Here is a 25,896-nt window from a genome sequence, read left to right as displayed (position 1 = left end):
CGGGCGCTCGATGCGCATTACGCGCGGCCCGCACCGCCATTGCCAAGCAGTGCGCCAAGCATGCCGACGCTCTGATCATAGTCCGCCGTTTCGCGGAAACCTTGCTGCAAAAACGCCTCGATGCGCGGATACAGCTGGATCGCGCGGTCGAGCACCGCGTCGCGGCCGCTCATATAAGCGCCCACATTGATGAGATCGCGATTGCGCTGATAGCGCGAGAGCATCTGCTTTAAGGCACGCGTGTGGTTCAGATGCTGCTCGTCGATCAGCGCGGTCATGGCCCGGCTGATCGAGGCCTCGATGTCGATGGCCGGATAGTGCCCCGCTTCCGCGAGCGCACGCGAGAGCACGATATGGCCGTCCAGAATCGCGCGCGCCGAGTCGGCGATCGGGTCCTGCTGGTCGTCGCCTTCGGTGAGCACGGTGTAGAACGCCGTGATCGAACCGCCGCCCTCCGGGCCGTTGCCGGTGCGCTCGACCAGCGCAGGCAGCTTGGCGAACACCGAAGGCGGATAACCCTTGGTCGCGGGCGGCTCGCCGATCGCCAGCGCGATCTCGCGCTGCGCCATCGCGTAACGCGTGAGCGAATCCATCAGCAGCAGCACATGCTTGCCCTGATCGCGGAAATATTCGGCCAGCGACGTGGTGTACGCGGCCGCCTGCATGCGCAGCAGCGGCGAGACGTCGGCGGGAGCGGCCACCACCACCGAGCGCGCGAGACCTTCCTCGCCCAGGATCTGCTCGATGAATTCCTTGACTTCGCGGCCCCGCTCGCCGATCAGGCCGATCACGATGACTTCCGCGCTGGTGGCGCGCGCCATGGTGCCGAGCAGCACCGATTTACCGACGCCCGAGCCCGCGAACAGGCCCATGCGCTGGCCGCGCCCGACCGTCAGCAGCGCGTTGATCGCGCGCACGCCCACGTCGAGCACCTTGTGGATCGGCTCGCGGTTCAGCGGGTTGATGACGGGCGCGGTGAGCGGCGCGTCGGCTTCCGTGTTGAGCGGGCCGAGGCCGTCGAGCGGCTTGCCCGAGGCGTCCACCACGCGGCCGAGCATGCCCCAGCCCACCGGCAGACGCTTCGCGCCCGCTTTGGGATCGGCGATCGGCGCGCTTTCGAGCGGCCACACGCGCGCGCCGGGCAACAGGCCCGAGACTTCGGTGGTCGGCATCAGGAACAGCTTGTCGCCGCCAAAGCCGACCACTTCGGCTTCGGCCATCGGCAGCGAGCTGCCCGGCGGCAATTCGATCATCACTTCCGCGCCCACCGCGAGGCGCAGCCCCACGGCTTCGAGCACCAGACCCGCCGCGCGCGTGAGACGGCCGCAGCCGCGCAACGGCAGCGCGAGAGCATTGCGCGCGCGTACGGCGTTCAGATGGGCGTTCCAGACGCCCAGATGCGGGTTGTTCGGGTCGTAATTGGCGGGCGGCACGTAGGGCGGTATGTCGTCCTTCACGAGCGCGGCGCCGTCTTGCTCCGCGGCGTGCGCGCTCGCGCCTTCGCCATCGTCGTCCACCAGCACGGCAGCCGTTTGCGCGGGGTCGTGCGCGGCCGGGCCGAACGACGCCAGCGCCAGTTCCTGTTCGAGCGGCGTCAGGCCGCCCGTGTGGATGGCTTGCTGCACGGTCTGATGGAGCGAAGGATTTACCATGGCCGCGCCTTGCCGAGCGCCGCCGACACGCGTTCCCAGCGCGTCGAGATGCTCGCATCGGTTTCGCCGGTCGCGGCCTGGGCGCGGCAGCCGCCGCGCTCCAGCGTGGGGTCGGTGCGCACGGTCCAGCCTCGCGCCTGCAGGTCTTCCATCAGATACGCCTCCACCACCGGCAGATCGGCGGGGCTCACCACCAGCTGCGGCGAGCCGCTCAACTGCGGCTCATGCGCCAGCACTTCGCGCGCCGCGGCCAACAGCGCCGTGGGGTCGTGCTGCACATGCTGACGCACCACCTGCTGCGCGATATCGAGCGCCAGTTCGACCAGCGTGTCGGCCACCCCGGCTTCGACGGTCTGCAAGGCGTCCGAAAAACGCTGGGCGAGCTGCGCCAGCTGGTTCGCCTGGCCGCGCGCGAGTTCGAGACCCTGCTCGAAACCCTGCTTCTGGCCCTGTTCGTAACCGGCCTGGTAGCCCAGCGCCTGGCCTGCCACGTGGCCGGAGGCGAGACCCTGTTGATGGGCGTCGTCGCGCAGGCGTTGCAGCTCGGCCGCGAACGCGGCTTCCTCGTCGGGCGTGGGCGGCGGCGGGGGCGGGGGAGGCGGGTCGAACGACGCCATCTCCCAGCGCTGATACGCCGAGCGCGCGCGCCGCAGCGTCGCCTCTTGCGTTGCTTCGTCAGACATAAGCGTCTTCTGCCTTGCCGCCTAGAACGATCTGGCCGCTCTCGGCGAGGTTGCGCACGATTTGCAGGATACGCCGTTGCTGTGCCTCGACTTCCGAAACGCGCACGGGGCCGCGCGCGTCCAGGTCTTCGGCGAGCAGTTCCGCGGCGCGTTGCGACATGTTCGCGAGGAACTTCTGACGCAGCGCGGGCGGGGCGCCCTTGAGCGAAATGATGAGCGATTCCGACTCCACTTCCTTGAGCAGGAGCTGGATCGCGCGGTCTTCGAGGTCGAGCAGGTTCTCGAACACGAACATCTGGTCGATGATCTTCTGGGCGAGCTCGGCGTCGTACTGCTTGACGTTTTCGATCACGCCTTCTTCATGCTGGCTCGTCATGAAGTTGAGGATTTCGGCGGCCGTGCGGATGCCGCCCATCGGGCTGCGCTTGAGGTTGTCGCTGCCCGAGAGCAGGCCCGTGAGCACATCGTCGAGTTCGCGCAGCGCCTGCGGCTGGATGCCGTCGAGCGTGGCGATACGCAGCAGCACGTCGTTACGCAGACGCTCCGTGAAGCACGAAGCGATCTCCGACGCCTGGTCGCGGTCGAGGTGCACGAGAATCGTCGCGATGATCTGCGGGTGCTCGTTCTTGATGAGCTCGGCGACCGAGCCGGAGTCCATCCACTTGAGGCCTTCGATACCGCTGGTGTCGCCGCCCTGCAGAATGCGGTCGATCACCGCGCCGGCCTTGTCCTCGCCCAGCGCCTTGGTCAGCACGTTGCGGATGTAGTCGTTCGAATCCAGCGAGAGCGCCGTGTGCTGCTCCGCTTCCTTGACGAACTCCTGCAGCACGACGTCGATTTCCTCGCGCTTGACGTTCTTGAGCGCCGCCATGGCGGTGCCAATCTTCTGCACTTCGCGCGGCCCGAGGAACTTGAAGACCTGAGAGGCCTCTTCCTCGCCGATCGACATGAGCAGCAGTGCGCTCTTGACGGCTCCTTCAGCGCTCATCGTTCACCCAGCTCTTGACAACGGTTGCGACAATTTTCGGATCCTGGCGCGCGATGTTGCGGGCGAATTCCAGGTTGCGTTCAAACTTGTGTTTCTCGTTTTCGAGGGCGAGGAGGGCAGGATCGCCTTCGATTTCGCCGCCCGTGCCTTCGATCTTCTCGACCTGCGGCAGGCCGTCGAGCAGCAGCGGTTCGCCGCCGTCGACGCCGAGGGGCGAGACGGCCGCGGGCGGCGCCGGCGGCGGGAAGGCGCGGCGCAGCGCCGGCTTCACCATCACGAAGTAGAGGAACAGGGCCACCGCGCCGATGCCGAGCCACGTCGCGATCTGCTTCGCCAGCGCGATCATCTCCGGCTGACGCCACCACGGCAGGTTGGCGCTCGGGTCGACGTCCTGCTGGAAGGCGGCGTTGACCACGTTCACCGAGTCGCCGCGCTTTTCGTCGTAGCCCATCGCGTCCTTCACGAGCTGCTCGATCTGCGCGAGCTTCTGCGCGTCGAGCGGCTGCATGCTCGCGTGGCCCTTGGCGTCCACCTTCTGCTGATAGTTGACGATCACGGCCACCGACAGGCGCTTGATGTCGCCCGCCGCCTGTTGATAGTGGCGTACGGTCTTGTCGAGCTCGTAGTTCGTGGTGGTGTCGCGATGATCCGAGATCGGCGTCGCTGCCGCCGCGCCACTCGCGCCCGCCGGCGCGACGATCGGCGCCGAAGCCGGTTGCGGCGGCTGGTTCGACAGCGCGCCCGGCACGCCGCCCGCGCTCGTCTGCGCGGAATCCGTGGCGATGCTTTGCTGCTGGCTGCGCACCGCGGCCTGTTGCGGGTTGCCGTTCGGGCCGTAGTTTTCCGAAGTCTGTTCCAGGTGCGAGAAGTCGAGGTCCGCGCTCACCTGCGAACGGGCGTTGCCCGCGCCGAACAGGGGCGCGAGGATCTGGTCGATGCGCGACTGCGTGTCGTGTTCGACCTGGCGCACGTACTTGAGCTGAGAGGCGTCCAGACCGGCGCTGGTGGTGCTCTGCGTGAGCAGATTGCCATCCTGGTCGACTACCGTGACGTTGCGCACCGGCAGATCGGGCACCGCCGAAGCCACCATATGCGTGATCGCGGACACCTGGCCGTCGTCGAGCACGCGGCCCGGATACATGTTCACGAGCACCGACGCCGACGGCGCCTCACGCTCGCGCACGAACACCGAAGGCTTCGGAATGGCCAGATGCACGCGCGAGGACTTCACGCTCTGGATCGATTGGATCGTTTGCTCAAGCTCGCCTTCGAGGGCGCGCTGGTAGTTCACCTGCTCGGCGAACTGGCTGATGCCGAACTTCTGGTTGTCCATCAGCTCGAAGCCGACCGAGCCGCTCTTGGGCAGACCTTGCTGGGCAAGACGCAGGCGCATTTCGCCGACCTGATCCGACGGCACCAGAATGGCGCTGCCGCTTTCGGACAGCTTGTAGGGCACGTTGGCGGCCTGCAGCGCGGTGACGATCGAGCCGCCGTCGCGATCCGAGAGGTTGCTGTAGAGCACCTTGTAGTCGGGCGCGCGCGACCAGAGGATCAAGCCCGCGACCACGGCGATCAGCACCGCCACGGCGATGATGAGCGGCGCACGCGGATTGCCGCGCACGCTGCGCAGCGACGACAGCGAGCCCAGACGCTGCGCGAAGCCGCCGCCCAGGTCCTCCGCGCCGCCAGGCATGGCGCCGCCCGCGGACCCGCCCGTGGCGGCACCGCTGGTGGCGAGGCCCATGCGGGCGTCGGGGTTGATCAAAGAGTTGGCAGACGAATCCATGCGACGGGTATCTCCGGGAGACTTGCATGTCCCGCCGCGGCTCAGGAATCGAGACGTGCAGCGCAGACTTTCACGACAGTGGATTATCCGGAGCCCAAGGCAACCCGATTGCGCGAATAGAGCCGGGTTTTCCCCCTAGTTTCGGGGCTTTCGGAAATAGCCCGCTGCTATGCTCTCGACCAGACTCGGAAATGTGTATGCAAGCCGTGTACGCAAGTCGGGTCTGGAGGGCGAGATCAGCTCACCGCGCGGGCCGGACCGGGGCCGCGCGAGTCAAGCCGGATACGGCAGTGCGCCGCCCGCCATGCACACCCCCTTTATCGTGGAGCAAACATGACTGTGCCAGTCAACCCACTCACGTCGGCCCTCGCGCAGATGCAGGCGATGGCCACGCAGGCGGCAGGCGCTTCGGCGGCCGAGGCCACCGCACGGACCGACGGCAGCTCGGGTGCGGCCAGCGCGGGCGAATTCGCCTCGGCGCTCAAGGCGTCGCTCGACAAGATCAGCGGCGACCAGAAAAAGGCCGTCGGCGAGTCGCAGGCGTTCGAGCTGGGGGCCAGCAACGTGTCGCTCAACGACGTGATGGTTGACATGCAGAAGGCCAATATCGGCTTCCAGTTCGGCCTGCAGGTCCGCAACAAGCTCGTCGCCGCCTACACCGACATCATGCAGATCCAGGTGTAAGGGACGCACGCCCCGCGCATTCGTCTGCATGTTCATTAAAGCTTCTCGCCTCTCCTTCCGATAACCCGGCTAGAACCGGCTCGCGCGTCACTGCAAAGGGCCGGATGCACCGTATCCACAGCCGCACGTTTGAAGGAGAAGCGCCGATGTTTTCCCCTGCCCAGTCTGGAGCCAACGCCTATGCACGCGTGGGTGTCGAAACGGGGGTGATGGGCGCGAGTCCGCACAAGCTGATCGCGCTTCTTTATGAAGGCGCGCGCAAGGCGATTGCACAGGCCCGCATGCATTTGCAGATGGGCAACGTGGGGCCGCGTGGCGAGGCGATCGGAAAGGCGATCCGGATCGTCGAAAGCGGGCTCCAGCTGGCATTGAACGTCGAGGCGGGCGGCGAAATCGCCCAGCGCCTGAACTCACTTTACAGTTACATGACAAGACGCCTGCTGGAAGCGAATATTCAACAGAGCGAGTCCATGCTGGTCGAAGTCGATGGCCTGCTGGCAACGCTCGAAGAAGCCTGGCTGGGGATTGCGCCGGAAGTGGAAAGGATGGCCGCACAGGCCGCCAGACCCTCGTCCGGCTCACTGACGAGATGAGTTCGAAAGCAGACTACTTCGCCCACTACGAAGCGATCGCGACGGTTTCGGGGCAGATGCTGAGCGCCGCGCGCGACGCGCACTGGAACGAGCTGATTGACCTCCAGGAGGAATACCGGAACCTCGTCGACGCGCTCAAGGACGCCGATTTCGGCGTGCGGCTGACCATCGCCGAACGTTCGCGCAAGTTCGAGTTGATCCGGCAGATCCTCGCCGACGACGCCGCCATCCGCGATCTCGCCAGCCCGTGCATGGCGCGCCTGTCGGCGCTGTTTCGCGGTACGGCGCATCCCGCGCGGGTGCTGCAGGAGATGTACGGCGCGCGCTGATTCTAGCGCCGCTGAGGCTAGCTCGAACCCCGCCGGGGTGGACCACCCGGCAAACACCATAAAGCCGCGCAGCCGCCCGCGATGACGGGGGCGCGCGGCGTCATACCAGGCCCCAAGCTCCGCATGAACGGAATCGACACCAGCGCCGCGTCGCTGCTCGCGAGCCGCATAGGCGCGCTGGGGCCAACCGGCTCGCAAGGCAGCGCCGGCACCGCGCAGACGGGCGTTTCCGCGCTCGCGGGCGGCGCCGTCGCGCTGCCCGATGCGCAGAGCGCCGCCGACTCGCCGCAGGCGTCGGCGCAAACCGTGCTGTCGGCGGTGGCGCTGGCGCTCGACGCGATCATCCGTTCGGGCGGCGAAGCCACGCCCGCCGTGGTCGGCCGCGCGCCGGTATGGGCCGATCCCAATGCCGCCGACGCGAGCACGGGCACGAGCGCGGGCACGGGCGACGTGCAGTCCTTGCCGCTGCCGGGGCTGGCCACGCCGGGCAATCCGGCCAGCGCCGCCGCGCAGGCGCTGGAAGCCGCCTTGCTCGCGGAGCTTGACGCGCAGGCCGCGCTGGCGGGCGGCGCGCAGGATCCCGTTAGCGCAGACGGCGCCGCGAACACGGCCAATCCCTCGAACACCACTAACGGTAACGCCGCCCAGACCCCGCAAGGCGCGCAGAACGCAGCGGGTGTCGCGCTTGCCGCGCAATCCGTGCCGGTTGCGGCGCTGGCGGCGTCGCTGGCGCAGACCGTCGCGAATAGCGGCCTTTTCTACGAATCGCACCTCGCGCAATGGCTGCGCGGCCAGCGTCTGCCGGGCGAACTCGCCGACGAGCCGCAGAATCGCCTGACCGGCGGCGCGCAATTGCCGCTCGACTGGAGCGAGGCCGCCGACGATATCGACGACGTTTTCTGGACCGATTTGCCGAACGCCGGCCAGCAAGCCGCACGCACGGCGGCGAACGTGGCGCAGGGCGCGCAGCAGCAGCCCGCGGCCTTTGCACGCGGCGAGCAGGCCAGCACCGCCGCTTTCGCGCAGGAAACCGCGCGCGGCCAGGCGGCTGCGGCGTCAGGCGATACGCTTTTGCCGCCCGTCCATGTGCCGGGCGGCGCGGGCGCCGCAGCAGGCGTGCACCAGGCGCTGCTGCCGCTGGTGCGCCAGCAGCTCGATCTGCTCGCGACCGGCGAATTCCGCTGGACCGGCGAGGCGTGGCCCGGCGTGCGCCTCGACTGGACCATCCAGCCCGACGAATACGACGCGCGCGACCCGCAAAGCGGCCGCGGTACCGACGAAGACGCCACGCCCTGGCATACGCGGCTCACGCTGTCGCTGCCCTCGCTTGGGACCGTCGATGCGGAATTGACGCTGACGGGATCGACGCTCGCGGTGCGCGTGCAGGCGAGTCCCGGCGGCGCGCAACGCCTCACCGATAACAGCGAAGTCCTGCGCGGGCGGCTGGAAGCACTGGGTCTGTCGCTGGCCGGTTTGTCGATCCGCGAGATCGGCGGCGTATCGCCGCACGCGAATTCAGCGGACGCGGCGCGCGCCGCCGATGCCTACGCGCGCAATGCCGCTACGCAGACTCCAGGCCAGGCTCAGGAAAGCCCGGGCGCTGAAGCCGCAGCGTCCGCCGCCGATACGACCGACTGGGAGCGCGGATGATGAGCCGCACCAATCGCAAGAGCGCCGCGGCGCTCGCCTACGACGACCCGGTTTCGCGCGACGGCGCGCCGCGCGTGGTCGCCAAGGGCTATGGCCTTGTCGCCGAGATGATCGTGCAGCGCGCGAGGGAGGCGGGGCTGTACGTGCACGAAGCGCCCGAGATGGTGTCGTTGCTCATGCAGGTGGATCTGGATTCGCAGATTCCGCCGCAGCTCTATCAGGCCGTGGCGGAACTGCTCGCCTGGCTGCACGGTCTCGAAGCCGTGGATCTGAACGCGAAGGCCGTTGAAAAGCAGGCGCAGAAGCAAACACAAAATCAGGCCGCGCCGGCCGGCACGCCCGACCCCAAAGCGCTCACGGTCAATCCGTTCCGCTTCCCCGCGCTCAAAGGCCCGGGCCAGGCTTAGGACCAGGACCAGGACCAGGACGCTAGAACTTCAGCATCACGCGGATCAGCGTATTGAACAGCTTGCCGTAGGGCGGCGCGATCAGATGGCGCGCGTTCAGGCGCGCCTGCGTGAACACGGGCTTCATTTTCGAGAACGTGCAGAAGCCCTCGTAGCCGTGATACGAACCCATCCCGCTTGCGCCGACGCCGCCAAACGGCAGCCCTTCGGCGGCGATATGCATCAGCGTTTCGTTCACCGACATCCCGCCCGCGATGGTTTCGTGCGTCACGCGATCGACGGTGCGTGCATCGTCGGCGTAGAGATAGAGCGCCAGCGGCCGGGCGCGCGCGTTCACGTAGCGCAGCGCCTCGTCGAGCGAGTCGTACGGCACGATCGGCAACAGCGGCCCGAAAATCTCCTCCTGCATCAACTGCGTGTGCGTGGGCGCGCCCGTCACCAGCACCGGCGCGAACTGGCGCGTGGCGGCGTCGCGCGGGCCGAGCGCGTGCAGCTGCGCGCCTTCGGCCTGGGCTTCGTCGGCCAGACGTTCGAGCCGTTCGTAATGCCGCGTCGAAATGATCGAGGTGTAGTCGCGATTGTTGGCGAAATCGGGATACAACTCGGCGAATCGCACGCGCGCGCGGGCAATGAACGCATCTTCCTTGCCGCGCGGCAAGAGCACGTAATCCGGCGCGATGCAGGTCTGCCCGGCGTTGAGCGTCTTGCCCAGCAGCAGGCTGTCCACGGCGTAGTCGAAGCGCGCGTGCTCGCCGATCAGCGCGGGCGACTTGCCGCCCAGTTCCAGCGTGACCGGCGTGAGGTTCGCGGCGGCCGCACGCATGACCTCGTGGCCGATGCGCGTCGAGCCGGTGAACAGCAGGTGATCGAAGGGCAGCGCCGTGAAGGCCGCGCCCACGGCGGCGTCGCCATTGACGACCGTGACGTGATCGGGTGCGAAGGTCTGGGCGATCAGATCGCCGAACAGCGCCGAAGTGCGCGGCGTCAACTCCGACATCTTGATCATCGCGCGACAGCCCGCCGCGAGCGCACAGACGAGCGGCCCCGCGCCGAGCAGCAGCGGATAGTTCCACGGCACCACGATGCCCGCCACGCCGATCGGCTGCGGCACCACGCGGGCGCGGCCCGGCATCAGCCATTTGCCGGCGCGACGGCGTTGCGCGCGCATCCAGCGCTCGCCATGCTTGAGCGCGGAATCGATTTCCTGTTTGAGGACCACGAATTCCGCAAGCGCGACTTCGGCCTTGGAGCGCTGGCCGAAGTCGGCGTTCATCGCCTCGGCGAGCGCGTCCTGGCTGGCGAACAGCACGTCGCGCAGCGCGCGCAGGTTGCGGGCGCGCTCGCTCCACACAGGAAAGGGCGCGCGTAGATACGCTTCGCGCTGCGCCGCGAGCAGGGCGCCGAGGTTCGATGGGGGCGCATCGCCGCTGGCGCGCGCGACGGCTTCTTCGGGCAGATCGTGCTTCATGGTCGGTCCTTGGGTGAGGGCGTCGGGCGCGCCTTATTGTGCGGCGTGGTGGGTAGCGTTATGGGCAACGTCGTGGGCGTCGGCGACGGCAGGAAACGCGCGCTCGATCAGCGCGGCGTGATCGAAGCGCGCGGGCAGGGTGCCGAACACGCGGCCGCAATCGGCTTCGTGCTCGTCCAGGCGTGTGGCGATAAAGGCGTCGGCGACTTCGCCCGCGGCTTTGGACGAGCCAGCGCGCAGCAGCATCGCCTGCGCGATCAGCACGATCTGCTGGGCGATGCGCCGCGCACCGGCTTCGCGCGTGCCGGGCGCGCCGTTGAGGAGCACGCAAAGCCGGTCGAGCGCGGCGCTCAATACGGGATGTCCCGCCGCCTCGCGCCGCCAAGCCAGAAAGAGCGCCTGCGCGGCATCGGCCTCGCGCTCCAGCGCGCGCAGCACGTCGAGGCACATCACGTTGCCCGAGCCTTCCCAGATCGAGTTGACGGGCGCTTCGCGGTAGAAGCGCGCCATCGGCCCTTCCTCGACGTAGCCGTTGCCGCCCCAGACCTCCATCGCCTCGCCCGTGAACGCGAGCGCGCGCTTGCAGACCCAGAACTTGGCGGCGGGCGTAACGATGCGCCGCCAGGCGCGGGCTACGCGGGCTTTATCGCTTTCTTCGGCTTGAGCGGCTGGTGCGGCGTCTGGTTCGAAGGCCTGCGCGAGACGCATGAACAGCACCGTCGCGGCTTCGGATTCCAGCGCGAGATCGGCAAGCACGTTCTGCATGAGCGGCTGCTGGGCGAGTGGGCGGCCGAAGGCGCTGCGGTGGCGCGCGTGATGGATCGCCTGCACCAGCGCCGCGCGCATGAGCGCCGCGCTGCCAATCACGCAGTCGAGGCGCGTGTAGTTGGCCATCTCGATGATGGTGGGCACGCCGCGCCCTTCGTCGCCGATCATCACGCCGTAGGCGTCGAAGAATTCCACTTCGCTGCTGGCGTTCGAGCGGTTGCCGAGCTTGTCCTTCAGACGCTGCACGATGACGGCGTTCTTCGTACCGTCGGGGCGAAAACGCGGCACGAAGAAGCAGGAAAGACCGGCGTGTCCGGCGGTGCGCGCGAGCACCAGATGCGCGTCGCACTGCGGCGCGGAAAAGAACCACTTGTGGCCGGTGAGCAGATACGCCGCGCCGCGTCCGCTCTGCGCGCCGGACGGGTCAGCCACGCGCGCTTCCGTGCGGTTGCTGCGCACGTCCGAGCCGCCCTGCTTCTCGGTCATGCCCATGCCGATCATCATCGATCGCTTGTGCGCGAGCGGGATGTCGCGCGCATCGTGTTCGCGCGTGTAGAGCTTGTCGCGCAGCGTCTCGAACAACGCGGGTTCGTTTTGCAGCACGGGGATGCTGGCGAATGTCATCGTGAGCGGGCACAGCGAGCCCGATTCGAGCTGCGCGTGCAGGAAGTAGCCCGCGCAGCGCGCCGCCATCGCGCCGGGACGCGGCTGCGAAAACGGCAGTGCATGCAGGGCTTCGGCGCGCAGCAGCGCGAGCAGTTCGTGCCAGGACGGATGGAATTCGAGGGCGTCGATGCGTTCGCCGCGCGGCGTGTGCGTGTGCAGTTCGGGCGCGTGACGGTTGGCGAGATCGGCGAGTTCAAGTGTGGCCGCAGCGCCCAGCTTCGCGCCGTGTTGCGTCAGCGCCTCGCGGTGCCACTGGGCGCCTGCACGTTCGAGCGCCTCGCCCAGCGCGGCGTCGCAGGCAAAAAGGTTGTAATCGGCGAGCGGCGGCGCCTGATTCGTGACCTCGTGCGTCGTACCGGGCCGGTGAGCGCCGGTTTGCGTCGAGTCGAGCGGTTCCATCGTGACCTGTCTCCATCGGCGGCGCGCCATTGAGCGCGGCCTGTCGCGTTGTCCGGATATTCGCGATGCTGCAAGGCGGGAGGCGGCGGCGGGCTGGCTCGATCAGCGCCCGAGGTTTGATGCGCCGCGGCAAATGCGCCGCGGGAATGCTCCGGCGCTCCCTGTGCTGCTTGCCGGAATCCGTCAGCTCTGTCGGCTGAACCGTCTTTTATGGTAGCCGCCGATCGGCCACTTACAGCGCATCAGAATTAGAGGATGCGCTCTGACATAAATGCTGACCGTAGCTTCAGACGCTTCCTACAATGCGCGATACAAAGAAATCGAACGAGCGTGCATCTAGCGTGCCTCATCCAGGCGCCAGGCGCAACGCAATACATTGAGAGACACATGCGCTGCTGGGACAGGACCAAGCGCTGAAGCGCCAAGTCCCGCCGACAGCTCTGCATGGGGCGGGACTAAGCGCTAAAGCGCCAAGTCCCGCCGACAGGGAGGCTCATGGAATACGACTACATCATCGTAGGCGGCGGCTCGGGCGGCGCATCGCTCGCCGGACGTCTGGCCGAGCGTTGTCCCGAAGCCAGCATCGCGCTGATCGAGGCCGGGCCGCACACCGATCGCAATCTCTTCGTGAACATGCCGATGGGCGTGGCCGCGCTCGTGCCGTTTCGCACGAAGAACAATTACGCGTATCAGACCGAGCCGCAGCCGGGCCTCGCGGGCCGGCGCGGTTATCAGCCGCGCGGACGCGGCTTCGGCGGTTCGAGCGCGATCAACGCGATGATCTACACGCGCGGCCATCGGCTCGATTACGACGAGTGGGCGCAGCTGGGTTGCGCGGGCTGGGCGTGGGACGATGTGCTGCCGTATTTCCGCCGCGCCGAAGACAATTCGCGCGGCGCGAGCGCGTGGCACGGCGCGGGCGGGCCGCTGGGCGTGTCCGATCTGTGCGAGCGCAATCCGGTGGCGGAGCGTTTCGTCGCCGCCGCGCACGAGGCGGGCTTCGCGCTTAACGACGATTTCAATGGCGCGCAGCAGGAAGGCGTCGGCTTCTATCAGGTGACGCAGCGCGGCGGCGAACGCTGCACCGTGGCGCGCGCCTATCTCTACGGCAAAGCGCGCGCGAATCTCCATCCGATCGCCGATGCCACCGTGCTGCGCGTGGTGTTCGACGGCGCGCGCGCAAATGGCGTCGAAATCGCGCGCGGCGGCCGTACGGAAATCCTGCAGGCGCGCGCCGAGGTGATCCTCGCGGCGGGCGCCTTCAACTCGCCGCAACTGCTGATGTGTTCGGGCATCGGTCCCGCCGATCAACTGCGCGCGCTTGGCATCGGCGTGTTGCACGACGCGCCCGAGGTCGGCCAAAACCTGATCGACCACATCGACTTCACCTACAACAAACGCGTGCATTCGAGCGAGACCGTGGGCTACTCGCTGCGCGGCGCGGCGAAGATGGTGCCTGGACTCGTGCGCTACCTCAGCAAGCGGCGCGGCATGTTCACCACCAACGTCGCCGAGGCAGGCGGCTTCATCAAGAGCCGTCCGGAGCTCGATCGGCCCGATCTGCAATTGCACTTCTGCACCGCGCTCGTCGACGACCATAGCCGCCGGCTGCATTGGGGGCACGGCTACTCGCTGCATGTGTGCGTGCTGCGCCCGGCGAGCCGCGGCACCGTCACGCTTGCGAGCGCCGATGCGCGCGTGGCGCCCGTGATCGATCCGCGTTTCTTTTCGGATACGCGCGACCTCGATCTGCTGGTGGAAGGCACGCGCCTCGCGCGGCGCATTCTCGACGCCGCCCCGCTCGCGCAACTGGGCGGGCGCGAGCTCTACACGCATGCAGGCCAGAGCGACGCCGAGTTGCGCGCAACCATCGCGCAACACGCCGACACGATCTATCACCCCGTGGCCACCTGCCGCATGGGCGGCGACGCGCGTTCGGTCGTCGATGCGCAGTTGCGCGTGCGCGGCGTCACGCATCTGCGTATCGCCGATGCATCCGTGATGCCGACGCTGATCGGCGGCAACACCAACGCGCCGACCGTGATGATCGGCGAGCGCGCAGCGGACTTTATCGCCGAAACCCGACGCTCCGGCGTCGCCCCGTACGATGCGAACGTCGTTGCCTGACAGGCAATGTCGATTTTTCCTGACGCTCTCTTCGCCCTTGCTCCCAACACGCAGACCCACACCAAAGACGCAGACCAACACCAAAGCGAGGCGTGATCCGCCTCGCTTTTTGACCTTGCTTTGACGAAAACGTGGCTTTTTGATGGGGTTTTCGTCAAAGAGTGTGCGGCATCGGCGCCTTCTACTTTTTCGAGATTTCGGACTCCCTATAATCGCGCGGCACCTTGGGCGTGTCAGTTGGCGCGTCCGCGAAAACTGGAGGAACCGCCTCGATGAGTATCAACGTCTTTCAACTGCTGGACACCGTCATGAACGATGACGTGGTCCGTTCCCTGGCTGGCCGCTTCGGCCTCACGCCGGATCTCGCCCGCAAGGTCACGGGCGCTGCGGCGCCTGCGATCGTCGCCGCCGTCATGCACCGCGGCAGCACCGCCGAAGGCGCGCGCGGCCTGTTCTCCACCATCATGTCGCCGGACGTGAACGCGCTGATCGGCAAGCAACTGCCCGAACTGCTCTCCAGCACGACGGGGCTGAACCAGCTCGAAACTTCGGGCCGCGAGTTGATCCAGCGCGCCGCCGGCGTGAACGTGGGCGCACTGTCTGATGCGGTCGCGGCACAAACCGGCGCGGCCCAATCGACGGCATTCTCGCTGACCGGCGTGGTGGGCGCGGCGCTGATGGGCATCATCAAGCAGCACTTCGTGTCGTCGTCGGGCTCAGTGGGCGCGCTGCCGACGCTGCTCGGCCATCAACTCTCCTCGGTCAACGCCAGTCTGACGGATCGCCTCGCACACGCTGTCGGTCTGGGCACCGCAGCCGCGTTCGCGGGTTCGATTCTCACGCGTCTGAAGGATGTGACGGCGCATCTGGAACATCCGCAACCGGTCGTGCGTCCGGTTCCCGCTGCGGCGCCGCCGCAGACCGTGGGCACCACCACGCCGCCGATCGAGCCGGCAAAGCGCAAGCATTCGTAGCTTTGGTGGCTGCTCGCCGCGATTGCGCTGATCCTTGCGTTCTTCGCGCTGCGCTCCTGCCAGAAGGACGACGCGGCGCAGGACACGTCTGCGTCTGCATCGGCGGCCAGCGCGCCTGCTGTGGTGGCGGCTTCGGACGGCGGCGCGCCGGTCGCGGCTTCGGCTTCGGCTGCGGATGCTTCCGCTGCGAGCGCTGCATCGGCTGCCACGGCTGCTTCGTCGGCCAGCGACGCCGCGCCTGCCCCGGCGCCCACGCAGGACTCGCGTCTGTCGTTTACGGTCGACAAGGCCGGCGTGCCGACGATCAGCGCGACGGTCGGAACCGAGGCCGAAAAGGCTCATCTGATGGACGCGCTCACGAAGAAGTTCGGCGACGGCAAGTTCAGCGCCAACATCACCGTCGATCCGAAGACGAAGCCCACCGAATGGCTTGCGCACCTCGACGGCCTGCTGCCGCTGATGGCGCTGCCCGGCGCGGAAGTGAAGATCGACGGCTCGCACGTCGAACTCAGCGGCACGGCCGCCGACGCGAAACTCGGCTGGCTCGACAAGCTCAAGGCGCTGTTCGGCTCGGGCTTCGATATCGGAGTATTCAACGTGCAGAAGGCCGTGGCCGATGCCACGCAGTCCTTCAAGGATGCGCTCAAGGGGCTGTTCGGTTCGAATGGCTCGTGCGCGGGCGACGACGTGGCGAAGGTGCTCAACCTGCAGGTCGTGAACTTCAGCACGGGCAGCGTGACGATTCCGGCGTCGGCCGGCGACGACCTGCGCCAGTCGGCCAAAGTGCTGAAGGCTTGCGCGAAGCAAGGCAAGCCGGTGCATCTGGAAGTGGCGGGCTATTCGGATAATGTCGGTGACAAGACGGCCAACCAGGTGCTCTCCAAACGCCGCGCGCAGGCCGTGTTGACCTATCTGGTCGCGCAGGGCGTGAGCGCTTCGACGCTGACGGCCGCCGGGTACGGCGACGCCAACCCGGTCGACAGCAACGACACCGCTGGCGGGCGTTTCCACAACCGCCGCATTGCGTTCGCCGCGAAGTAAGCGCAGAAGCGGCAGCAGCCTGAAAGCCGTCCGGCGCGAGCCGGGCGGCTTTTTTTCGCCGCGTTTATCGGCCCGTGCCGGCGGATTTTTCCAGACCGGGCGGGCGCACGAAGTCGTCCAGAAAGGTCGAGGGCTTGCCGTATTCCTCGCGCGCCACCGCAAGCCACGCACGCGCCGCGTGCGACAGATAGCCGTTGCGCTTCCAGCCAATCGCCATGTCCCAGGTGATCTGCGGATCGGCAACGGGCAGGCAGGTGAAGCGCGCCGCATCCAGCCGCCGCACATAAGGCGCGGGCAGCAGCGCGATGCCCACGCCCGCGAGCACCAGCGCGGCCATCAGGTCCCAGTGACCGCTGCGGCCCACGATCTGCGGCGTGAAACCGGCGGCGTGGCAGGCGTTGAGTACCACATCGTTGAGCGCTAGGCTCTCGCCATAAAAGACGAACGGCTCCGCGGCGAGATCCGCGAGCGGCACGCTTGCCGCTCCGTCCCAGCGCGAGCCACGCGGCGCGACCAGCCACAGCAGTTCATGCGAGATCGGCAGCACGTCGATCTGTTCAGGATCGACCGGCAGCAGCACGCCGCCCAGTTCGAGTTCGCCGGAAATCAGCGCGGCCTCGATCGCGCGCGAGCCCTGCTCGAAGAGCTTGAGTTCGATCCGGGGATAGCGCTGGCGGAACGCGGCGATGGCGGGCGTGAACAACGAGCCCCCCATCGGCGGAATGCCGATCGTGATCTCGCCGCGCCCGAGCGTGCCAAGATCGGCGAGTTCGGCCTGCAACTGCGCATGGGCGGCGAGCACGTCCTGGCCGCGCTGATAGACGATGCGCCCCGCGTCGGTGAGCACCATCTGGCGCGCGTCGCGCAGCAGCAGCGGCGTGCCGGTTTCATCCTCCAGCGCCTTGACCATCTTGCTGATGGTGGGTTGGGTCACGTGCAGCGCTTCGGCGGCGGCCGTAAAGCTCTGCTGCCGGACGACCTCGATGAAATAGCGTAGCGCGCGCAATTCCACGGTTATGTCTCCTCAATTCGGTGGGTCGTGCATTCCATTATGGAATGAAGGCGATGATTACAAGTCATTATATTTATGCTGCGCTGCACCCTATACTCAGTTCCATTCCACTGTCACTTAGGGTTTGCCATGACTGCATCGACTACCTCCACTGCCGCCCCGCAAAAGGGTCTGATGGCACGTGCTGGCCGGATCGCGGCGCAGTCGGCCTTGCTCGCCGGAGTCTGGTATGTGGCCGACGCGCTCACGCGCAGCGCGCATCTGCCGGTGCCAGGCGGCGTGGTGGGCCTCGTGCTGCTGCTCGCGCTGCTGTTCTGCGGCGGCGTGACGCCGCGCTGGGTCAAGGCGGGCGCGGACTGGCTGCTCTCGGACATGCTGCTGTTCTTCATCCCGGCCGCCGTGGCGGCGGTGCAGTACGGCGGCCTGTTTCGCGCCGACGGCTGGCGCCTCGCGCTGGTGGTGGTCGGCGGCACGCTGATGGTGATGTTCGCGGTGGCCGTGGCGGTGGAGCAGGCCGCGAAACTGGAACGCCGCCTCGCGCTGCGCCGCGTGCAGAACGTGCGCCACGCCCGCCATCTGGCGCGCGCCTGATCGGCAGTTGAAAAGCGGCTGGGTTCGGGCGTGGCTGCCGAACACCTTACGTACTCCCAAAGGATGATCCCGTCATGAACACGTTTTACGCATCCCTGTTCGCCGACGACGCCTCGCGGCTGATCGCCGCCGGCTGTTTCATCCTCACGGTCGCGCTCTATTTCGCCTCGAAGTCGCTGTACGCTCGCTTTCGTTCGCCGTGGCTCACGCCGCTGGTGGCGGTGCCCGCCGTGCTCGCCGCGCTGGTGTTGCTGCTGCACATTCCGTATCCGGTCTATTTTCAGGACACGCGCTGGCTGATGTGGCTGCTCGGGCCGGCCACCGTCGCATTCGCCGTGCCGATCTACGAATACCGCGATCTGATGAAGCGCCACTGGATTTCGCTGAGCGTCGGCGTGACGGTGGGCATCATCGTGGCGGTGGGCGGTTCGCTCGCGCTAGCCAAGCTGCTGCATCTGTCGCCGGAACTGCAACGCAGCCTGATGACGCGCTCGATTTCGACGCCGTTCGCGCTCGCCGTTTCCGACAAGATTCACGCGCCGCGCGACCTCACCGCGCTGTTCGTGATCGCCACCGGCGTGTGCGGCATGCTGTTCGGCGAACTGGTGCTGGGGCTGGTGCCGCTGCGCACGCGCCTCGCGCGCGGCGCGCTGTTCGGCGCGGCGGCGCACGGCGTGGGCACCGCGAAGGCGCGGGAGCTTGGGCGTGAAGAAGGCGTGGTCGCCAGCCTCACGATGATGATCGCGGGCGTGGTGATGGTGCTGCTGGCGCCGGCGCTGGGTTTTCTGCCGGTTTAGGTTTCTGCCGGTTTAAATGCTTGAGCGCGGCCTTATCGAACGAATTCGATTCGTGCTCAAGCGCGCATCGAGCGGCGCTCCAGGACAGTCTGAAATTTCGCGACGCGATTAAGATCGCTGCACCGAAGCCGGCCCGTCAGGCTCGATCGGCTGGTTCAGCTCTTACGCGTGGCGCATCATGTCCCCGATTTCGATCATCATCCCCTGCTACAACGGCGCCGCCACGATTGCGCGCGCGCTGCAAAGCTGTCTCGCGCAATCCGCACAATCCGACATCGCGCAGATTTTCGTAGTCGATGACGGCTCGACGGATGCGTCCGCGTCGATCGTGCGCACCTACGCCATGCGCGACGACCGCATCCGCCTGCTCCAGACCGTCAGCAACGGCGGTGCGGCGCGCGCGCGCAACTGGGCCGCGCTGCACGCGAGCACGCCGCTGATCGCCTTTCTCGACGCCGATGACGAATACCTGCCCGGTGCGCTGGCGGCCGCGCAAGCGCATCTGGCACAGCGTCCGCAGGACGCCGCGGTGCGCCTCGACGTCGAATTCGCCGGCTTTCCGTCGCGCCTGACCCAGCATGCCGATTTCGAGCGCATCACGGCCATCCTCAGCAATACGGTGCCGAGCAGTCTCGTGATCCGCCGCGGCGTGTATCTTTCGCTGGGCGGTTTTCCGATGGACGAAGTGTTCCGCCGCCACGGCGGCGAGGACGGCGCGCTTTCGTGGGTGCTCAGCGAGGTCTTCGCGCAGTCTCGCCTCAGCGACGCGAAACGCGTGCGCATGCATTATCACGACGGCATCCACGCCGAACGCTTCATGAATATCCAGATGGGTTTCACGCAGGCAGATCCGGTTGCCGGCGAGCAGACGATGCGCGCCTCGCAGGCGTACCTCGATGCTGCGGCCGCCAATCTGCGTCAATTACGCACGCTCGCGCGATCCGCCTGAGTCCGCGCCCACGAATGCGGCGGCCGGTCGAATCCGCCGCGCGGCTGTCATCGCGTTTTGCTACAATCACGCCTCGTCTTCGAGGAGCGTTGCGACGGGCGCGGTTTTCATCCGCATGACCCGCCAGGCTCGAAGATGCTCAATCCGGTTGGCTTACACGTGATTTACGCGAAGCCGCCGCACTGAAAAAACGGCGCTCACGTCTTTAATTTCTAGTCACTTTTAGAAAGGAGGGCGTGATGAACGCCGCAATTCCGCAAGATCAAGCCAACGATTTCATCGTCGCCGATATGTCGCTTGCCGCCTGGGGCCGCAAGGAACTCAATATCGCCGAAACCGAAATGCCCGGTCTCGTGCAAACCCGCGAAGAATACAAGGCGCAGCAGCCGCTCAAGGGCGCGCGCATCGCAGGTTCGCTGCACATGACCATCCAGACCGGCGTGCTGATCGAAACGCTGACGGCACTGGGCGCCGACGTGCGCTGGGCTTCGTGCAACATCTTCTCGACGCAGGATCACGCAGCCGCTGCCATCGCGCAGGGCGGCGTGCCGGTGTTCGCATTCAAGGGCGAATCGCTCGACGAATACTGGGAATTCTCGCACCGCATTTTCGAATGGCCGAACGGCCAATACGCCAACATGATCCTGGACGACGGCGGCGACGCAACGCTGCTGCTGATCCTCGGTTCCAAGGCTGAAAAGGACCGCTCGGTCATCGCCAAACCGACCAACGAGGAAGAAGTCGCGCTCTACAAGTCGATCGAAAAGCACCTTGCGATCGACCCGGCGTGGTACTCGACTCGTCTGGCGCACATCAAGGGCGTGACCGAAGAAACCACCACGGGCGTGCACCGCCTGTACCAGATGGAAAAGGAAGGCCGTCTGCCGTTCCCGGCCATCAACGTCAACGACTCGGTGACGAAGTCGAAGTTCGACAACCTCTACGGCTGCCGCGAATCGCTCGTGGACGGCATCAAGCGCGCCACCGACGTGATGATCGCGGGCAAGATCGCGGTCGTGGCCGGTTACGGCGACGTGGGCAAGGGCTGCGCGCAATCGCTGCGCGGTCTGGGCGCAACCGTCTGGGTCACGGAAATCGATCCGATCTGCGCGCTGCAAGCCGCGATGGAAGGCTACCGCGTCGTGACGATGGAATACGCCGCCGACAAGGCCGACATCTTCGTGACGGCCACCGGCAACTTCCACGTCATCAACCATGACCACATGAAGGCGATGCGCCACAACGCGATCGTCTGCAACATCGGTCACTTCGACTCGGAAATCGACGTTGCGTCCACGCGCCAGTACACGTGGGAAAACATCAAGCCGCAAGTCGACCACATCATCTTCCCGGACGGCAAGCGCGTGATCCTGCTGGCCGAAGGCCGCCTCGTGAACCTGGGCTGCGCCACGGGCCACCCGTCCTTCGTGATGTCGAACTCGTTCACGAACCAGACGCTCGCGCAGATCGAACTGTTCGTCGAAGGCCACAAGTACGAAAACAAGGTCTACGTGCTGCCCAAGCACCTCGACGAAAAAGTCGCCCGTCTGCACCTGGCGCGCATCGGTGCGAACCTGTCGGTGCTGTCGGACGAACAGGCTTCGTACATCGGCGTCGAGAAGAACGGTCCGTTCAAGCCGAATCACTACCGCTACTAAGCACGCCGAAAGGCGCGCCGTTACGGTCAGATACAAAAGCGCTAAAAGCTGGCCCGATTTTTTAAGCCACTTTTTGTCGATCCGGAGTTAGTGCTTTAGCACTTACTCCGGTCCCACGCAGGGCGAAGACCAGCCCGATGCTGTGCACACGCCCGCGCGCTATTTTTAACGTGCGCGGGGGCACCGCATAACCACGACGAGAAAAGGACTTTCAACATGACCGTGCTGCTCACCTGGCTGATCAATGCGCTCGCACTGCTGATCATTACCTGGCTCGTTCCGTCGATCCACGTGCGCAGTTTCGGCACCGCGCTGATCGTCGCGCTCGTGCTCGGCCTGATCAACGCCGTGCTGCGCCCGGTGCTCATCGTGCTGACGCTGCCCGTGACCATCCTCACGCTCGGCGTGTTCATCCTCGTGGTGAACGCCTTGTGCTTCTGGCTGGCCGCGTCGCTGCTCAAGGGCTTCGAGGTGTCGGGATTCTGGTCGGCGTTCTTTGGCTCGATCCTCTATAGCATCGTCTCTTGGCTGCTGTCGGCGCTGATCTTCGGCAACCGCAGCCTCGGCTGATGCACGCTGCGCCGCGGCTTTGCGCCGTGGCCGGCTTATCTCACAAGCGATCATGAAACCGATCGAACTCTCATTCGAATTCTTCCCGCCGAAGACCGCGGAAGGCGTCGAGAAACTGCGCGCCACGCGTGCGCAACTGCTCCAGCACAAGCCGCGCTTCGTGTCGGTGACCTTCGGCGCGGGCGGCTCGACGCAGCAGGGCACGCTCGACACGGTCGCGGAAATCGCGAAGGAAGGCGTCGATGCGGCGCCGCACCTGTCGTGCATCGGCGCGACGCGCGACGGCCTGCGCGACATCCTGAACCAGTACCGCTCGCATGGCATCCGTCACATCGTGGCGCTGCGCGGCGATCTGCCCTCGGGCATGGGCGAGATGGGCGAGCTGCGCTACGCGTCGGATCTCGTGGCCTTTATCCGCGAGGAAACCGGCGACGCGTTCCACATCGAAGTGGCTGCTTATCCCGAATACCATCCGCAGGCGCGCTCGCCGCGTCACGATCTGGAAGCGTTCGCGCAGAAGGTGAAAGCGGGCGCGGATTCGGCGATCACGCAGTACTTCTTCAACGCCGATGCGTATTTCCGCTTCATCGACGATGCGAAGAAGCTCGGCGTCGATATCCCCATCGTGCCCGGCATCATGCCGATCACGAACTACTCGCAGCTGATGCGCTTCTCGGAAATGTGCGGCGCGGAAGTGCCGCGCTGGGTCGCGAAGCGTCTGGAGAGCTTCGGCGACGACCGCGAATCGATCCGCGCATTCGGCCTCGACGTGGTGACGGACCTGTGCCGCCGTCTCGTCGATGCGGGCGCGCCGGGTCTGCACTTCTACACGCTCAACGCGGCCGGTGCGACCAAGTCGATCTGCGAACGGCTGGCGCTCTGATCGTGCGCTAATCGCGATCAACGGGCGGCAGACACGAACCGCGCGGCTCCAGGATTGTCGGGCCGCGCGGTTTTTTCTGGGTCGTGCGCATTGTTGCTTGATTTACGGCAAGCATGGCCTTTTGAGACGGCAAGCACAATCCAGGATTCTCTTTTCCGGATAGCCTGATCGCGCCAGGTTGCTTCCCTGCGAGGCGGGCTGCTCACACAATGTCCGCTCTGGTTCATGATTGCGCTCCTGCGCCGACTTTCGCCGATGCACTCGCCGCCTGGCGCGCTGGAGCGCACGACGAGGCCCGCCGCCGTTGCGCACAACTCATCGAGGCTGACTCCTGTAACGCCGACGCGCTGCATCTGGCAGCCGTGCTCGCCCTTGACGGCGATCGTCCCGCCGCCCGCGCGCTGATCGAGCGCGCACTGGCGCTGCGCGAAGACCCGAACTTCCTGGTGAGCTTCGCGCTCACCTGCGACCCGCGGACGGAAAGCGACATCGCGATGGCCGCACTGACGCGCGCGCTGGAATTGAAGCCCGACTTCACCGAGGCGCTCAACAATCTCGCCAATCTGCACGACGCGCGCGGCGAACGTGAGCGTGCCGCGGCGCTGCTCGAACGCGTCGTGACGCTGGAGCCGCAATACGCCGTGGCGCATTACAACCTTGGCAGCGTGCTGTTCGGTCTTGGCGATTGCGTACGCGCCGAGTCCGAACTGCGGCGCGCGATCGAACTGGCGCCGGGCCACGTGGGTGCGTGGAACAACCTGGCCAATGTATTGATCGCGGGCGGCCGCGAGCTGGCAGCGCTAGCGTTGCTCGAACACGCGTTCACGCTCGATCCGGATTGCGTCGATATCCTCACCAATCTCGGCGTGCTGCTGCGCAACGCGGGCCGCATGGACGAAGCGCGAAACGTGCTGACGCGCGCCATTGCGCTTGCGCCCGCAAATGCGCCCGCCTTGAGCAACTACGGCAACGTATGCGTTGATCGGGGCGAAATCGACGAAGCGCTGCGCGCCTTCGCGCGCGCGCTCGAACTGCGCCCGGATTTCGCCGATGCCTGGAGCAATTACGGCAACGCGCTCAAGGCCACGGGCAACATCGAAGCCGCGCTCGCCGCTTATCGTCATGCGCTCGCGAGAGACGCGGCCAACGAAGCCGCGCACTGCAATCTGGTCTACGCGACCCAGTTCGCGACGGACGACGGCATGGCGATCCTTGCCGAAGCGCAGCGCTACGCCGCTCGCCACGAAGCCCCGTATCTTGCCGCCGCCGCGGCGCGCGCGAATCTGCCCGATCCGCACGACGAGTCGCCCGTGGCCAAGCGCCGGCTGCGCATCGGCTATGTCTCGCCCGACTTCCGCGACCACTGCCAGTCGCTCTTCACCTTGCCCGTGTTCGCGCAGCACGATCATGCCCAGTTCGAAATCATCTGCTATTCGAGCGCACAGCCCGACGGCATCACCGCCAGGCTCGCGGCGACGGCCGGCCTCTGGCGCGACGTGCGCGAACTCGACGATGCGCACCTCGCCCAGCAGATCCGCGACGACCGGATCGATATCCTCGTCGATCTCACCATGCATATGGCCGGGGCCCGGCGTGCGCTGTTTGCGCGCCGTCCCGCGCCGGTGCAGGTGGCGTGGCTCGCCTATCCGGGCACCACGGGCAGTGCGGCGATCGGCTGGCGCCTGACCGATCCGTGGCTTGATCCGCCGGGCGTGCCGGGCATCGACGCGCAGTACACCGAACGATCGCTGCGTCTGCCGGATACGTTCTGGTGCTATGCGCAGATCGATGCGCCGCCCGAAGCGAGCGCGCTGCCGGCCGTGACGGCCGGGCACATCACGTTCGGCTGCCTGAACAATCCCTGCAAGCTCACCGATGCAACCTTCGCGCAATGGTCCGGCATCTTCGCGGCGCTGCCCGACGCGCGACTCGTGCTGATGGCGCCGCCGGGCAGGGCGCGCGAACGCTTGCTTGCGTGGCTGGCGGCGCACGGCGTCGACGCCGCGCGCGTGCGTTTCGTGGGCTTCCAGCCGCGCACGGACTATCTGCGCACCTGGGCGCAAATCGATATCGCGCTCGACACCTTTCCGTACAACGGCCACACCACAAGCCTCGACGCGCTCTGGATGGGCGTGCCGGTGCCCACGCGGGTGGGCCGTTCGGCGGTGGGCCGCGCGGGCCTGTCGCTGCTCGCCAATCTCGGTTTGCTGGAACTGGTGGCGTATGACGACACTGCCTACGTGCATACGGTGGTGTCGCTCGCGCGCGACCTGCCGCGGCTGGCGGAGCTGCGCGCCAGCTTGCGCGCACGCATGGAGGCTTCGCCGCTAATGGACAGCGCGCGCTTCGCCCGCAACCTGGAAGCGGCTTACCGGCTGATGTGGCGCGACTGGTGCGAGGCGCAGCCAGGCCCGCGCCAGGCGCAGGCTTAGGCACGCTTAAGCACGCCCAATGCAAACCCGGCAGACGCTGCCACCCGAGCGTGTCCTCTAGACGACAGGAGACATGTCGATGCGCTATGTTTAGCGAAGCGAGATCCGGCGCGAATTTTGCGCCGGGCTTGGACCGGACTGGCGGGAGAATCGCCAAAACCGCGTATGCGCGGCCAGGAAAACGCAAAAATCGCATAAAAAATGGCAAAAACCGCTGCTAAACCGTAATCAGTAAGAAGCGGTGAGACATTCCGATGCACGCCTGTCAATCAGGCGTTTTCCATGAGAGACGGGTCTTTTTGGCTAGCTTGTGAGCGCGCCCCTCGCTCTTGTAAGATCGCGCTACGCTGGCCCAGGCCGGCACCGAACTGGAGGAAACATGAAACAAAACAACCTGTTGCGTGCAGCACGGATGACGTCTTTCGTGGCGCTCGCAGCGGCCTCGATTGCAGGCGCCCCGCTCGCGCACGCCGAGAGCATTCCGAACAAGACGCTCGTCTACTGCTCGGAAGGCAGCCCGGCCGGTTTCGATCCGGCGCAGTACACCACCGGCACCGACTTCACCGCGAACACGTTCACCGTCTACAACCGTCTCGTCGAGTTCGAGCGCGGCGGCACCAAGGTCGAACCGGGTCTGGCGCAATCGTGGGATGTTTCCGCAGACGGCAAGACCTATACGTTCCACCTGCGCCACGGCGTGAAGTTCCAGACCACCTCGTTCTTCAAGCCCTCGCGCGAATTCAACGCCGACGACGTGGTGTTCTCGTTCCAGCGCATGCTCGACCCGAA

General features: G+C 66.5%; 23 protein-coding genes and 1 riboswitch. Of the genes, 16 read left to right on the top strand and 7 right to left on the bottom strand.

Annotated elements, in window-relative coordinates; translation table 11 throughout:
- Positions 1-17: 17 nt before the first annotated feature.
- The 4 genes from fliI to fliF are packed head-to-tail and all read right to left on the bottom strand — an operon-like array spanning position 18 to position 5,109.
- Positions 18-1,652 (bottom strand): flagellar protein export ATPase FliI, encoded by a 1,635-nt coding sequence (gene fliI / locus F4827_RS03115; RefSeq protein WP_260174949.1) that lies wholly within the window; start codon positions 1,650-1,652, stop codon positions 18-20.
- The gene (gene fliH / locus F4827_RS03110; protein WP_183721449.1) at positions 1,646-2,335 is read right to left on the bottom strand and encodes a flagellar assembly protein FliH; all 690 of its coding nucleotides are present in this window, start codon (positions 2,333-2,335) and stop codon (positions 1,646-1,648) included. The genes fliI and fliH overlap by 7 nt, the downstream gene beginning before the upstream one ends.
- Positions 2,328-3,323 carry a flagellar motor switch protein FliG gene (fliG, locus tag F4827_RS03105; protein WP_183721446.1) on the bottom strand — a complete coding sequence of 332 codons (996 nt, stop codon included), beginning with the start codon at positions 3,321-3,323 and terminating at the stop codon, positions 2,328-2,330. Before fliG ends, fliH begins: the two co-directional genes overlap by 8 nt.
- Positions 3,313-5,109 carry a flagellar basal-body MS-ring/collar protein FliF gene (fliF, locus tag F4827_RS03100; RefSeq protein WP_183721443.1) on the bottom strand — a complete coding sequence of 599 codons (1,797 nt, stop codon included), beginning with the start codon at positions 5,107-5,109 and terminating at the stop codon, positions 3,313-3,315. Before fliF ends, fliG begins: the two co-directional genes overlap by 11 nt.
- 333 nt (positions 5,110-5,442) lie before the next feature.
- On the opposite strand from fliF, the gene fliE reads away from it, so the two are divergent.
- The 5 genes from fliE (at position 5,443) to F4827_RS03075 (ending at position 8,772) form a co-directional block, all read left to right on the top strand.
- On the top strand, positions 5,443-5,793 hold the full coding sequence (gene fliE / locus F4827_RS03095) for a flagellar hook-basal body complex protein FliE (protein ID WP_183721440.1): 351 nt from the start codon (positions 5,443-5,445) through the stop codon (positions 5,791-5,793).
- Positions 5,794-5,939: 146 nt separating this feature from the next.
- Positions 5,940-6,386, top strand: a complete 447-nt coding sequence (fliS, locus tag F4827_RS03090) for a flagellar export chaperone FliS (protein WP_183722680.1) — start codon at positions 5,940-5,942, stop codon at positions 6,384-6,386.
- A complete protein-coding gene (locus F4827_RS03085) occupies positions 6,383-6,715 on the top strand; it encodes a flagellar protein FliT (protein WP_183721437.1) in 333 nt (110 codons plus the stop codon). The genes fliS and F4827_RS03085 overlap by 4 nt, the downstream gene beginning before the upstream one ends.
- A gap of 123 nt (positions 6,716-6,838) precedes the next feature.
- A complete protein-coding gene (locus tag F4827_RS03080) occupies positions 6,839-8,365 on the top strand; it encodes a flagellar hook-length control protein FliK (protein ID WP_183721434.1) in 1,527 nt (508 codons plus the stop codon).
- Positions 8,365-8,772: an EscU/YscU/HrcU family type III secretion system export apparatus switch protein gene (locus tag F4827_RS03075; RefSeq protein WP_183721430.1), complete on the top strand. Its 408-nt coding sequence runs from the start codon at positions 8,365-8,367 to the stop codon at positions 8,770-8,772. Before F4827_RS03080 ends, F4827_RS03075 begins: the two co-directional genes overlap by 1 nt.
- Positions 8,773-8,794: 22 nt before the next feature.
- Here F4827_RS03075 and F4827_RS03070 read toward each other — a convergent pair whose 3' ends face one another.
- Positions 8,795-10,240, bottom strand: a complete 1,446-nt coding sequence (locus tag F4827_RS03070; protein WP_183721427.1) for a coniferyl aldehyde dehydrogenase — start codon at positions 10,238-10,240, stop codon at positions 8,795-8,797.
- A gap of 33 nt (positions 10,241-10,273) precedes the next feature.
- On the bottom strand, positions 10,274-12,073 hold the full coding sequence (locus F4827_RS03065) for an isovaleryl-CoA dehydrogenase (protein WP_183721423.1): 1,800 nt from the start codon (positions 12,071-12,073) through the stop codon (positions 10,274-10,276).
- A 495-nt stretch (positions 12,074-12,568) separates the two neighbouring features.
- Between F4827_RS03065 and F4827_RS03060 the strand changes: the two genes are divergently transcribed.
- The 3 genes from F4827_RS03060 to F4827_RS35780 all read left to right on the top strand — a co-directional run bounded on the left by F4827_RS03060 (position 12,569) and on the right by F4827_RS35780 (position 16,215).
- Positions 12,569-14,200: a GMC family oxidoreductase gene (locus F4827_RS03060; RefSeq protein WP_183721419.1), complete on the top strand. Its 1,632-nt coding sequence runs from the start codon at positions 12,569-12,571 to the stop codon at positions 14,198-14,200.
- 272 nt (positions 14,201-14,472) lie between these two features.
- Positions 14,473-15,174: a DUF937 domain-containing protein gene (locus F4827_RS35105; RefSeq protein ID WP_260174946.1), complete on the top strand. Its 702-nt coding sequence runs from the start codon at positions 14,473-14,475 to the stop codon at positions 15,172-15,174.
- Between the two features lie 123 nt (positions 15,175-15,297).
- On the top strand, positions 15,298-16,215 hold the full coding sequence (locus F4827_RS35780; RefSeq protein ID WP_311672166.1) for an OmpA family protein: 918 nt from the start codon (positions 15,298-15,300) through the stop codon (positions 16,213-16,215).
- Between the two features lie 64 nt (positions 16,216-16,279).
- Here F4827_RS35780 and F4827_RS03050 read toward each other — a convergent pair whose 3' ends face one another.
- On the bottom strand, positions 16,280-17,227 hold the full coding sequence (locus tag F4827_RS03050) for a LysR family transcriptional regulator (RefSeq protein WP_183721416.1): 948 nt from the start codon (positions 17,225-17,227) through the stop codon (positions 16,280-16,282).
- A 129-nt stretch (positions 17,228-17,356) separates the two neighbouring features.
- Here F4827_RS03050 and F4827_RS03045 point away from each other — a divergent pair, with 129 nt between their 5' ends.
- The 8 genes from F4827_RS03045 to F4827_RS03010 form a co-directional block, all read left to right on the top strand.
- Positions 17,357-17,818 (top strand): CidA/LrgA family protein, encoded by a 462-nt coding sequence (locus F4827_RS03045; RefSeq protein WP_183721413.1) that lies wholly within the window; start codon positions 17,357-17,359, stop codon positions 17,816-17,818.
- A gap of 74 nt (positions 17,819-17,892) precedes the next feature.
- On the top strand, positions 17,893-18,615 hold the full coding sequence (locus F4827_RS03040; protein ID WP_183721410.1) for an LrgB family protein: 723 nt from the start codon (positions 17,893-17,895) through the stop codon (positions 18,613-18,615).
- A gap of 178 nt (positions 18,616-18,793) precedes the next feature.
- Complete coding sequence (locus F4827_RS03035) at positions 18,794-19,564, top strand: glycosyltransferase family A protein (RefSeq protein WP_183721407.1); 771 nt, start codon at positions 18,794-18,796, stop codon at positions 19,562-19,564.
- 75 nt (positions 19,565-19,639) lie between these two features.
- Positions 19,640-19,770, top strand: a riboswitch (S-adenosyl-L-homocysteine riboswitch).
- A gap of 33 nt (positions 19,771-19,803) precedes the next feature.
- Positions 19,804-21,222 (top strand): adenosylhomocysteinase, encoded by a 1,419-nt coding sequence (gene ahcY, locus F4827_RS03030; RefSeq protein ID WP_183721404.1) that lies wholly within the window; start codon positions 19,804-19,806, stop codon positions 21,220-21,222.
- Positions 21,223-21,438: 216 nt separating this feature from the next.
- Positions 21,439-21,792, top strand: coding sequence for a phage holin family protein (locus F4827_RS03025; RefSeq protein ID WP_027816095.1), 354 nt, complete (start codon positions 21,439-21,441; stop codon positions 21,790-21,792).
- A 52-nt stretch (positions 21,793-21,844) separates the two neighbouring features.
- A complete protein-coding gene (gene metF, locus F4827_RS03020; protein ID WP_183721402.1) occupies positions 21,845-22,675 on the top strand; it encodes a methylenetetrahydrofolate reductase [NAD(P)H] in 831 nt (276 codons plus the stop codon).
- A 209-nt stretch (positions 22,676-22,884) separates the two neighbouring features.
- Positions 22,885-25,107 (top strand): glycosyltransferase family 41 protein, encoded by a 2,223-nt coding sequence (locus F4827_RS03015; RefSeq protein ID WP_183721399.1) that lies wholly within the window; start codon positions 22,885-22,887, stop codon positions 25,105-25,107.
- Between the two features lie 379 nt (positions 25,108-25,486).
- Positions 25,487-25,896 (top strand): ABC transporter substrate-binding protein (locus F4827_RS03010; RefSeq protein ID WP_260174945.1); only part of this gene is annotated, 410 nt, incomplete at its 3' end.

It is taken from the genome of Paraburkholderia bannensis (assembly GCF_014200455.1).
GTDB classification, from domain to species: domain Bacteria; phylum Pseudomonadota; class Gammaproteobacteria; order Burkholderiales; family Burkholderiaceae; genus Paraburkholderia; species Paraburkholderia bannensis_A.
Note: the sequence above shows the minus strand (reverse complement) of the source record. Positions and strands in the feature narration are given on the sequence as shown.